Consider the following 10,250-nt stretch of genomic DNA (forward strand, 5'->3'; position numbering starts at 1 on the left):
GCCCCCCACCCAGACCGATCGCACCAAACGGCTGACGGCCACGCGGCGGAGCCGCACATCGACACAGCCTGGACGACATCGGGGTGCTGCGGGGGGGTCGGCCGACGGCTGTGGAGGTCTTCGGGACTGCTCGCCTGAGACCGTCGTCGCCGGGCCGGAGGGAGGCCCGGCCCGGGGAAGGGGCCCGGGAAAGGCAGCCCCGGCCGAGCGCGCTGCAAGCGATTACGCTGCGGAGCATGACCTCGCAGGCCCCCACTCCCGCCTACCGCCGGCTGAGCGTCGAGGAGCGGCGCAGTCAGCTGCTCGAGGCCGCGCTGTCCCTCTTCGCGCACCGGGCGCCCGAGGACGTGTCGCTGGACGACGTGGCGGAGGCGGCCGGGGTTTCGCGTCCGCTGGTGTACCGGTACTTCCCGGGCGGCAAGCAGCAGCTGTACGAGGCCGCGCTGCGCTCCGCCGCCGACGAGCTCGAGCAGTGCTTCGACGAGCCCCGCGAGGGCCCGCTGCTGCCCCGCCTGACCCGCGCCCTCGACCGCTACCTGGCCTTCGTGGACGAGCACGACGCCGGCTTCAGCGCCCTCCTCCAGGGGGGCAGCGTCGTGGAGACGTCCCGGACCAGCGCCATCGTCGACGGCGTACGCCGGGTCGCCGCCGAGCACATCCTCGGCCACCTCGGCGTCACGGAGCCGGGCCCGCGTCTGCGTATGACCGTCCGGATGTGGATCACGGCCGTGGAGGCGGCCTCACTGATCTGGCTCGACGAGGACAAGCAGCCGCCCGTCGGCGAACTGCGGGACTGGCTGGTGGAGCAGTTCGTGGCCGTCCTGACGGTGACCGCGGGCCGGGACCCGCAGACCGCCGAGCTGGTCACGGCCCTGTCCGGGGATGGCTGACACTGGTCCTGTGAAGAGTCAGGACACCCCCTTCGAGGGCGGCCCCATGGACGGGCGCGTGCTGCCCGTGCCGCTGGGCATGACCGGCCACCCCCCGAAGACGTACCGCATCCCCGTCCCGGACCCGGACGGCGGCCCGTCCACGGTGCTCGTCTACCGCCGGGTGCCGCGGGCGCAGAGCCGGCACACGGGGGTGGTGCGGGGATGGAAGTACGAGTACGCCCCGGAGGGCGGGACGGGCGGCGGGATCAGATGGCCCTGGTCCAAGCCCGACGCACCCCGGCCCGCCGGGCCGGACGACGCCGACGGGTGAAACCGTTGCGCCGAACGGCGCACACCTGTTGCACGGCTCGCGTGCACCCCCTTCATGCTCGCGGTGCGGAAATACGAATGGCGGATCGTCCGCCTACCGCATCGGAGGTGATGACGTGTCAGGAAGACTTCTGCGCCTGGTGTGTACGGCCGCGGTGGCGGCCCAGGCCGTCCTCGCACCCGCGCCCACCGCGGCCGCCGCCCCACAACCCCCGCGGACCGTGGCCGAACTGCTCACCGACCTGCAGCGGCTCTACCGGCAGGCCGAGCAGGCCACCCGGACCTACGACAGCACCGGGGAGCAGCTGAAGCGGCAGCGCGCCGAGGTCGACCGGCTGGAGCGGGAGCTGGCCCACGCCCGCCGCACCCTGGACGACGGCAGGGACGCCGCCGGCCGACTGGCCCGCCAGCAGTACCAGAGCAGCACCGCCATCTCCCCGTACGTGCGCCTGCTGCTCGCCCGCGACCCGCAGCACGCTCTCGACGAGGGCCATGTGATCGGGCGGCTGGCACGCGAGCGGGCCAGGACCGTGGCACGGCTCGCGGACAGCGAGCGGCGCAGCGACCTGCTGGCCCGCCAGGCCCGCAAGGCCCTCGACGAGCAGCTCACCCTCGCCGCGCAGCGCGGGAAGGCCCGCGACGACGTACGCCGGCAGCTCACCGGGATCGAGAAGCTGCTCGCCTCCCTCACCCCGGAACAACTCACCGCGCTCGGCAAGGCGGAGCCCGCCGTCACACCACCGGCAGCGCAGGACACCGGCGATCCCGGCCGGAGCGGCCCTGGTTCCTGACCGGCGGTCAGCGGAAAGCAGCCGAGGAGCACGGACGGCCCCGGTGCAGCCGGGGCCGTCCGGCCGGAGACCGGATCGGTGGAGCCGCTCAGGCCCCGGCGACCGAGGCCAGGTAGGCACCCGTCTTCTCGGGGTCGTAGAAGAAGTTCTCGAAGTCCGCCGGGTCGTTGAACCCGTTGGCGAAGCGGTCGGCCACCGGCTGGAGCTGGCCCGCGGCGCCGATCAGGTTGAGGATGTGCTCCGGCGGCGGGGCCAGCATCGCGTTGGTCCACTTGGTGACGTGCTGGGCCGTCTGCCAGTAGCGGTCGAAGGTGGCCTGCATCCACTCCTCGTCGAAGGGCTTGTCGCCCTGCTCCAGGATGGAGGCGAGGTAGGCGGCCGCGCACTTGGACGCCGAGTTGGAGCCCTGGCCGGTGATCGGGTCGTTGGCGACGACGACGTCGGCCACGCCGAGCACCAGGCCGCCGCCGGGGAGGCGGCCGATGGGGTTGCGGACGGTCGGCGCGTAGCGGCCGGCGAGCGTGCCGCCCGCGTCGGTCAGCTCGACCCGGGTGGCCCGCGCGTACTCCCAGGGCGTGAACTTCTCCATGAGTTCCAGGGTCAGGGAGAGGTGTTCCGCGGGGTCCTTGACGCCCTTGAAGACGTCCAGCGGGCCGCCGGGTATGCCCTCCCAGAACAGGATGTCGGCGCGGCCGGAGTTGGTGAGCGTCGGCATGACGAACAGCTCGCCGACCCCGGGGACCAGGTTGCAGCGGACCGCGTCGTACTCCGGGTGCTCGGGGCGGGGGCCCAGGCCGTGCACGTACGCCACCGCCAGCGCGCGCTGCGGCTCGGTGTACGGGGACCGCTCGGGGTCGCGGCCGAACATGGACACCAGCTCGCCCTTGCCCGCCGAGACGAGCACGAGGTCGTACGTACGGGAGAAGTAGTCGAGGTCGGAGACCGCCGCGCCGTGGATGACCAGCTGCCCGCCGCGCTGCGCGAACGTCTCCATCCAGCCGGCCATCTTCACCCGCTGGTCGACGGACTGCGCGTACCCGTCGAGCCTGCCCACCCAGTCGATCACCCGCTGGGTCGGGCCCGGGTCGTGCGAGCCGGGGGCGGCCACCGAGACGCCGAGCCCTTCGATCTTCGGGGCCTGGGACTCCCAGAAGTTCAGCTTCAGGTCGCGCTCGTGCTGCAGTGCCGTGTCGAACATGCACTGCGTGGACATGACCCGGCCCGAGCGGATCTCGTCCGCGGTCCGGTTCGACATCAGGGTGACCTCGTACCCGTGCGACTGGAGGCCGAGGGCGAGCTGGAGACCGGACTGGCCGGCTCCGACGACGAGTATCTTCCGCATGCGGGTGGTGCTCCTAAATCGCTGCTTGGGGGCTACTCGGGCGTCTCGTCGAGCGCGTGGCCGACGAGTGCCAGCAGGGTCTCGATGGCCGAGATCCGACGGCGCGCGTCCATGATCATGACAGGTATGCGCGCGGGGATCGTCAGGGCCTCCCGCACGTCCTCGGGGTCGAACCGTTCGCTGCCGTCGAAGTGGTTGACCGCGACGACGTACGGCAGGCCGCAGCTCTCGAAGTAGTCCAGTGCGGGGAAGCAGTCCCTCAGGCGGCGGGTGTCGGCCAGCACCACGGCGCCGATCGCGCCGCGCACCAGGTCGTCCCACATGAACCAGAAGCGCTGCTGGCCCGGTGTGCCGAACAGGTAGAGCACCAGGTCGTCGTCGAGCGTGATGCGGCCGAAGTCCATGGCCACGGTGGTGGTCATCTTGCCGGGCGTGGCGGTGAGGTCGTCGGTGTCCTCGCTCGCCTCGGTCATCAGCGCCTCGGTCTGCAGCGGCGTGATCTCCGAGACGGAGGTGACCAGCGTGGTCTTGCCGACCCCGAAGCCGCCCGCCACGACTATCTTCGTCGCGACGGGGGCCCGGGTGCGGTCCGTCTGCCACGACTTCAGGTCCTCGTCGGACTCGGCGAGGGGGTCGCCTCCGAAGGGGGCGACGGCGTCAGAGACGGCGGAGTCCATTCAGCACCCTTTCCAGCAGTGCGCGGTCCGGCCGGCCGACACCGTGGTTCGTTCCGGTTCCGTACACACGGATCTTTCCCTGGTCCGCGAGGTCGCTCAGGAGGACGCGGACCACGCCGAGCGGCATCCTCAGCAGCGCGGCGATCTCGGCCACCGTGCGCATCCGGCGGCACAGTTCGACGATGGCCCGCATCTCCGGCATGACCGCGGAGAGCGGAGCACTCGTCAGTTCCCTGCGCTCCTCGGGGGCCTCGATCGCCGCCGTGGTCGCCACGAACGTCTCCACGAGCAGGACGTGCCCGAAGCGGGTACGGCCGCCGGTGAGCGAGTAGGGGCGGACCCGGGCGGGCCTGCGGTCGCCGCCGCGGACCGGGAGCCTGTTCGGCGTGCTGCTGCTCATCGAGCGCTCCCCGTCGACTCGGACTCCATGGACTTACGGAGCTCGCTGCGCAGCTCGGGCGTCAGGACGTGGCCGGCGCGGCCGACGAAGAGCGCCATGTGGTACGCCACCACGCTCATGTCGCACTCCGCGGAGCCGTGCACCCCGAGCAGCGAGCCGTCGCTGATCGACATCACGAACAGGCTGCCCTCGTCCATGGCGACCATCGTGTGCTTGACCCCGCCGAACCCCATCAGCTTCGCGGCGCCGACGGTGAGGCTGCCGATGCCGGAGACGATGGTGGCAAGGTCGGCGGAGGAGCCGCGGGGGCCCTTGCCCGGACGGGCCCGGCGGGCGTCCGCGGTGGCGGCGGGATCGGAGGACAGCAGGAGCAGGCCGTCGGACGAGACCACGGCGACGGACTGGATGCCGGGGACTTCGTCCACCAGGTTGGTCAGCAGCCAGTGCAGGTTGCGGGCCTCCCTGCTCAGTCCGAAGGTACTGGGCGCGGTCAACTGCTTGCCTCCTCGACTGTGCCCCCCGTGGCTTCTTCGGTTGTGGCGGCTTCCGCCTCCGCGTGGCGGTAGCCGGCCTGCGCCCCCTGGCGGAAGCCGCCGAGCCTGCGGCGCAGGGCCTCGGCGTCCACGGATCCGCTGTGCCGGCGCGGTTCCTGTGCCGGCGCGGTGATCTTCGGGGTCCGCTTGGGCAGGCCCTTCGCGGTGAGTCGCTCTTCGTCCTCGGTGCGGGTGTGTTCTTGCGCCTGCGCCTCGGCTGCGCCTTCGGCGGTTGTGCTGTCACCCGCACCACCCGCACCACCCGTGCGGATTTCGTGGTCGGGTGCGGGTGGCCCCAGTGGGGGCTCGGCGCCGTCGGCGGCTGCGGGGGCCGGGGCGGCGGGCGGAGCTTGCCGGGGCTCGGCGGCGGCCGCGGGTGCAGGGGCGGGGACCGGTGCCGCCGGTCGGGGCTCGGTGGCCTCGGGCTCAGGGCCCGGCGCGGACTGCAGGTCCGGGAGCAGGAGTTCCATCGTGCTCTCCGCGGGGGACTCGGGGATCTGCCCCGGCTCCCGCCCGGCGGGCTCGGGTGCGGGCTCCGCCGCGTCCGGTGCGTTCCGTACCGCCCGCTCCGCAAGGGTCACCAGCGGGTCCCCGCCGGTGTGGCGGCCGGGCAGGACGTTGGAGTTGACCTCGGCGTCCGCGCCCGGCAGGGAGAAGGTGTGGGTGCCGCCCGCGACGGTGGGCGCGGGTACGGCCGCCGCCGAGGGCTGGGACAGCAGGGCCACGGGCAGCACCACGACCGCGGCCACCCCGCCCTGCTTCTGTTCGCGGAGCTTGACCCGGGCACCGTGGCGGTGGGCGAGGCGGGCCACGACGTACAGGCCGAGGCCGAGGCCGTCCTCGCCCTCCTGGTCGTAGGGCGACTCGGGGTCGAAGTCGGTGAGGCGGGTGTTGAGGCGGTCCAGGCGCTCGGTGGTCATGCCGATGCCCTCGTCCTGCACGGAGAGCATGACCTCGCCGCTCTCCAGCAGCCAGCCGGAGACCTCGACGGGCAGGTCCGGCGGGGAGAAGGAGGTGGCGTTCTCCATCAGTTCGGCCAGCAGGTGGGAGAGGTCGTCGGCCGCGAAGCCGGCCACGTGCGCGTGCGGGGGCAGCGCGGCGATGCGCACGCGTTCGTAGCGCTCGATCTCGCTGACCGCCGCGCGGACGACGTCGACCAGCGGGACCGGGCCCGGGTGCTGCTGGACGTGCTCGGTGCCGGAGAGGACCAGGAGGTTCTCGCTGTGCCGGCGCATGACCGTGGCGAAGTGGTCGAGCTTGAACAGGGTGGACAGGCGCTCGGGGTCGTCCTCGCGTTCCTCCAGTCCCTCGATGACCGCCAGCTGGCGTTCCACCAGGCCGAGCGTGCGCAGCGCGAGGTTGACGAAGGTGCCGCCGATGCTGGTGCGCAGCCGTTCCAGCTGGGCCGCGGAGTCGGCGAGTTCGGCGCGCAGTTCCTCGCGGGCGTCGGCCATCTTCTGGCGCTGGCCGACCAGGTGCCTGCGGTCGGTCTCCAGGGTGGTGATGCGCTCCTGGAGGGCCGCGGCGTGCGCGTGCAGGGCGTTGACCGAGCGGACGACCTGGGCGAACTCGTCGTTGCGGCCGGTGAACTTCACCGGCTCCTCGGTGCCGGGGTCCGCCGCCTCGGCCAGGCGGGCCGAGCCCCGGCGCAGTACGGACAGCGGGCGGGTGAGGCTGCGGGCCATCGCGGTGGCGACGCCGACGGCCACCAGCATCAGGACGCCGAGAACGGCGATCCGGATCTCCAGCGCGGTGACGTCGTCGTCGCGCAGCTTGGCGAGGTCCTTGGTGCGGTGGTCGTAGAGGGAGGACTCCACGCCCCGCATCAGGTCGACCCGGGCGGACAGGGCCGCGTCCAGCTTCTTGGCGCTGGTGGCGAGGTCGTTGCCGCTCAGCGTCGGCTGGTCGGTCAGGGAGGCGAGGTACTTGTCGGCGGAGTTGACCTCGGGACCGGTGACCGTGGAGTCGTACGAGGTGACGGCCGTCTTCGGCGCGGTGTCGCGGAAGGCGGCGAGGGCGGCGTCCGAACGCAGCCTCGCCTGCTGGGCGGCGGCGGTGAGGGCGTCGCGCTGCTTCTTGTCGTCGCCCGAGGTGGTGGTGGTCGTGGTGGGCAGGCCGGTGGTCGGGCTGATCACCGTCTGCTCGCTGGACGGCACGTCGAGGGCGGCGACGAGCAGACCGCGGGCGGCGGCGGCCTGCTGGACGGCGGAGTCCAGCTCGGCGAGCGCGTGCGCGCCGGAGCCGGCCCGCGGGGGTGTCTGCTCGGCCAGCCGCTCGGCGAGCCGGTGGAGTTCGGTGATGGCGGCGGAGTAGGCCTGGTGCGCTTCGAGGGCCGTGCTCCTGCCGGTGAGCGCCGCCCGGCGCATGGCCGCGATGCCGTCGAGGTCCGTACGCAGCGCGTGGGGGAGGTCGGTGTCGGCGCGCAGGTCCTCGGTCTGCCGGTCGACGCGGGCGCTGCGCTGCTCGGAGGGCGCCCCGGACTTGGGGCGGCCAGCCGCGACGTAGGCGGTGACCTCGTCGCGTTCGTCGGCGAGCGAGTGGGCGAGGGTGAGGGCGTCCTGGGTGGTCTGCGCGAGGGTCACCAGGTCCTGCGAGTCGCTCAGCTCCCCGGAGGCGGTGAGCAGGGAGGGGACTCCGGCCCCGGCTATGGCGGCGGCCACCACGGCGACGGCGACTATGAGCCGGTTGCGTACGTGGGTGGGGCGGCCGGTGCCGACCGGGGTGCGCTCGACGTCCCCGTCGGAGGCCGTCTGGTTGCCTGTGCGCCGAGGCCGCGTCTTCTGCACCGGTGCTCGCATTCCTGAACTCGTCTACCCATGGGCCCGGGTGGCGCCCAGTCACATCGGTGCCAAGTGGTACCCGCACCCGGTACGGTCCGTCCCCCGACCCTCCCAGTGCCGGTGGTCAGTGGTCGCGCATCAACTGGCTCGCCACCCAAAGGAGTGAACATCGGTTGGGAGTTGGCGAGCAAGTTCCTCCGGCGTGTTCGCGGACCCCGTGTGGTGGGCCGGTTGGACGCGGACGGCAGGCTTTGGCAGGATTCGCCACCACGCCTTCCCGGAGTACGCCATTCCACCCCAAAACAGGCGCCTGACCTGCGAGGCGGCGAGAATTCCGCGATCGTTGGCAGCCTTTCGCGGATGTTGTGAAAGGGTCGTGCAGACTGGCCGAATGCGTACTGAACTCGTTTCGGAACCGGGTGACGCGAACCGCCCCAACGAGGACTTCGCCGCGGTCGGGCTACCGGCCTCCGGGCAGGGCGGTTGCGTCGTCGTCCTCGACGGTGTGACTCCACCGAGGGACGGCGCGGGGTGTCTGCATTCCGTCCCCTGGTACACCGCGCGACTGGGCGGTGCGCTGACCGAACTGACCGTTTCGCACCCTGATCTGACACTTCCGGAGATACTCTCCCGGGCGATCCGTCGAACAGCCGACGCACATTCGGCCACCTGTGACCTTTCTCACCCCCGCACCCCGCAGGCGACGGTGGTCCTGGCCCGCTGGACCCTGGACACCCTCGACCACCTGGTTCTCTCGGACTCCGCCCTGCTGCTGCGGTCTCCCGACGGCACGATCACCCCGGTCCTGGACGACCGGCTGGACCGGGTCCCGCGCGCCTGGCTGGCCACCGAAGCCGTCTGCGACGCCCGGGCCCGCAACAAGGAGGGGGGCTTCTTCACGGCCGCCGCGGACCCGGAGGTCGCCGCCCGGGCGGTCACCGGCAGCCTTCCCCGCCACGAGGTCGGCGCCCTGGCCGCGCTGACGGACGGCGCGACACGCTGGGTGGAGAAGTTCCGGGAGGGCGACTGGACGGCCCTGTTCGACGTCATCCGCAAGGAGGGCGCACGGGCGCCGGTCGACCGCGTACGGGAACGGGAGGCCGCGGACCGGGAGCAGCGGGCGTTCCTCGGGCACAGCAAGACGCACGACGACGCGACGGTGGTGTACGCGGAGCTGTGAGGCGGCCCCTGCCTGCCGCCCGGCCGGAGGGGGAGCCCGGCCGGACGGGCAGCCCGGGGGACGGGGGGAGACCTACTTCTCCGTGACCTCGTTCAGCTCGTGCAGCAGCCGTGCCAGTTCCGCCACCTCCCGCCGGTCCCAGTGCGCGAGCTGGCTGACGTACCGCGCGCGGCGGGCCTCGCGGACCTTGCCCACCCGGCGGCGTCCCTCGTCCGTCAGGCTCACCAGCCAGGCCCGGCCGTCCGCCGGGTCGGGTTCGCGGGCGATGAGCCCGAGCTCCTCCAGGGCGCGCAGCTGGCGCGACATGGTGGCCTTGCCGACCCCGATGTAGGCGGCGAGTTCCGTGGCGCGCTGGCTGCCGTGCTCGTCGAGGCGGACGAGGAGGCCGTACGCGGCCGGCTCCAGGTCGGGGTGGACCTCGCGGGCCATCTCGCCCTGCTTGGCGCGGGCACGCCGCAGGAACACCGTCAGCTCGCGCTCCAGCGCCAGGAACTCCTGGTCCGCACCGCTCGGCGTCACCTCGGCGGCAACGGGCTGTCCGCCGCCGTTCGCGTCCTCGTGCACGTCAGCACCTCTGCTCGGGTTTCCCGGTCCTGAAAGTTTTTGCCGGGCCTCGTCGTTGCCGCAGCTCTCCAAGTATTTCGCAGGCGTAGACCAACGGCGGCATTCGAACCCCCTTCCAAGCCGTCATCTACGTGCGTAGCTTCAAGAACAGGCCCTTACTGGCATGCTCACGCCAGCGGATCATCCGTGGGTCCCCCGCTTCTCCCCACCTCCCCATCTCTCCCCTCCCTCGTCACGGAGGCGCGTCATGTCCGTGTCCAGATCCGGTTCCCTCCGTCCGCGCGCTCTCACGGCGCTCACCACCGCCCTGCTCGCGGCCCTCTCCCTCGCCCTCCCCCCGTCCACCGCGCACGCCGCGAGCACTCCCGCCCGCGGCACCGCCCACATGGGCATGGGCGTCCTCGCCCACGACGGCCGGCACGGCACCCCCGCCCCCACCGCCGTCACCCGGACGGAGGGCGTCGACGTCTCCGCCTACCAGGGCAACGTCGCCTGGTCGACCCTGTGGAACAGCGGGGTCAGGTGGGCGTACACGAAGGCGACGGAAGGCACGTACTACACGAACCCCTACTTCGCCCAGCAGTACAACGGCTCCTACAACGTCGGCATGATCCGCGCCGCCTACCACTTCGCGACCCCGGACACCACGAGCGGCGCGACCCAGGCGAACTACTTCGTCGACCACGGCGGCGGCTGGTCCAAGGACGGCAGGACCCTCCCCGGCGCCCTCGACATCGAGTGGAACCCCTACGGTGCCGCCTGCTACGGCAAGTCCACCGGC

The 10,250-nt window shown here is 72.4% G+C and carries 11 protein-coding genes; 5 read left to right on the plus strand and 6 right to left on the minus strand.

The window, feature by feature from the left end; genetic code table 11:
- Window positions 1-236 precede the first annotated feature (236 nt).
- The 3 genes from ACWC21_RS17785 to ACWC21_RS17795 all read left to right on the plus strand — a co-directional run bounded on the left by ACWC21_RS17785 (window position 237) and on the right by ACWC21_RS17795 (window position 1,993).
- The gene (locus ACWC21_RS17785) at window positions 237-890 is read left to right on the plus strand and encodes a TetR/AcrR family transcriptional regulator (protein WP_450882749.1); all 654 of its coding nucleotides are present in this window, start codon (window positions 237-239) and stop codon (window positions 888-890) included.
- Window positions 883-1,203, plus strand: coding sequence for a hypothetical protein (locus tag ACWC21_RS17790; RefSeq protein WP_450882751.1), 321 nt, complete (start codon window positions 883-885; stop codon window positions 1,201-1,203). The genes ACWC21_RS17785 and ACWC21_RS17790 overlap by 8 nt, the downstream gene beginning before the upstream one ends.
- Window positions 1,204-1,318: 115 nt before the next feature.
- Window positions 1,319-1,993 (plus strand): coiled-coil domain-containing protein, encoded by a 675-nt coding sequence (locus ACWC21_RS17795; protein WP_450882753.1) that lies wholly within the window; start codon window positions 1,319-1,321, stop codon window positions 1,991-1,993.
- A gap of 88 nt (window positions 1,994-2,081) precedes the next feature.
- Here ACWC21_RS17795 and ACWC21_RS17800 read toward each other — a convergent pair whose 3' ends face one another.
- From ACWC21_RS17800 to ACWC21_RS17820, 5 genes are read right to left on the minus strand one after another with little or no spacing between them, the layout of a single operon-like run.
- On the minus strand, window positions 2,082-3,335 hold the full coding sequence (locus ACWC21_RS17800; RefSeq protein WP_450882755.1) for a styrene monooxygenase/indole monooxygenase family protein: 1,254 nt from the start codon (window positions 3,333-3,335) through the stop codon (window positions 2,082-2,084).
- 32 nt (window positions 3,336-3,367) lie between these two features.
- The gene (locus ACWC21_RS17805; RefSeq protein ID WP_450882757.1) at window positions 3,368-4,012 is read right to left on the minus strand and encodes a GTP-binding protein; all 645 of its coding nucleotides are present in this window, start codon (window positions 4,010-4,012) and stop codon (window positions 3,368-3,370) included.
- On the minus strand, window positions 3,993-4,412 hold the full coding sequence (locus ACWC21_RS17810) for a DUF742 domain-containing protein (RefSeq protein ID WP_450882759.1): 420 nt from the start codon (window positions 4,410-4,412) through the stop codon (window positions 3,993-3,995). The genes ACWC21_RS17805 and ACWC21_RS17810 overlap by 20 nt, the downstream gene beginning before the upstream one ends.
- The gene (locus ACWC21_RS17815) at window positions 4,409-4,906 is read right to left on the minus strand and encodes a roadblock/LC7 domain-containing protein (RefSeq protein WP_450882761.1); all 498 of its coding nucleotides are present in this window, start codon (window positions 4,904-4,906) and stop codon (window positions 4,409-4,411) included. The genes ACWC21_RS17810 and ACWC21_RS17815 overlap by 4 nt, the downstream gene beginning before the upstream one ends.
- Window positions 4,903-7,731, minus strand: coding sequence for a sensor histidine kinase (locus ACWC21_RS17820; RefSeq protein WP_450882763.1), 2,829 nt, complete (start codon window positions 7,729-7,731; stop codon window positions 4,903-4,905). Before ACWC21_RS17820 ends, ACWC21_RS17815 begins: the two co-directional genes overlap by 4 nt.
- A gap of 385 nt (window positions 7,732-8,116) precedes the next feature.
- Between ACWC21_RS17820 and ACWC21_RS17825 the strand changes: the two genes are divergently transcribed.
- Window positions 8,117-8,905: a hypothetical protein gene (locus ACWC21_RS17825; protein ID WP_450882765.1), complete on the plus strand. Its 789-nt coding sequence runs from the start codon at window positions 8,117-8,119 to the stop codon at window positions 8,903-8,905.
- Between the two features lie 72 nt (window positions 8,906-8,977).
- On the opposite strand, the gene ACWC21_RS17830 is transcribed toward ACWC21_RS17825, so the two are convergent.
- Window positions 8,978-9,469 (minus strand): MarR family winged helix-turn-helix transcriptional regulator, encoded by a 492-nt coding sequence (locus tag ACWC21_RS17830; RefSeq protein WP_450882767.1) that lies wholly within the window; start codon window positions 9,467-9,469, stop codon window positions 8,978-8,980.
- Window positions 9,470-9,716: 247 nt separating this feature from the next.
- Between ACWC21_RS17830 and ACWC21_RS17835 the strand changes: the two genes are divergently transcribed.
- Window positions 9,717-10,250: GH25 family lysozyme (locus ACWC21_RS17835; protein ID WP_450882769.1), on the plus strand; the 534-nt coding region annotated here is incomplete at its 3' end.

It is taken from the genome of Streptomyces sp. NPDC001348, from assembly GCF_053597535.1.

Bases quoted from the DNA above. Each gene is read 5' to 3' on its own strand.
- ACWC21_RS17790 (WP_450882751.1), top strand. From the start codon at position 883: ATGGCTGACACTGGTCCTGTGAAGAGTCAGGACACCCCCTTCGAGGGC.
- ACWC21_RS17825 (WP_450882765.1), top strand. From the start codon at position 8,117: ATGCGTACTGAACTCGTTTCGGAACCGGGTGACGCGAACCGCCCCAAC.
- ACWC21_RS17810 (WP_450882759.1), bottom strand. From the start codon at position 4,412: ATGAGCAGCAGCACGCCGAACAGGCTCCCGGTCCGCGGCGGCGACCGC.
- ACWC21_RS17785 (WP_450882749.1), top strand. From the start codon at position 237: ATGACCTCGCAGGCCCCCACTCCCGCCTACCGCCGGCTGAGCGTCGAG.
- ACWC21_RS17805 (WP_450882757.1), bottom strand. From the start codon at position 4,012: ATGGACTCCGCCGTCTCTGACGCCGTCGCCCCCTTCGGAGGCGACCCC.
- ACWC21_RS17800 (WP_450882755.1), bottom strand. From the start codon at position 3,335: ATGCGGAAGATACTCGTCGTCGGAGCCGGCCAGTCCGGTCTCCAGCTC.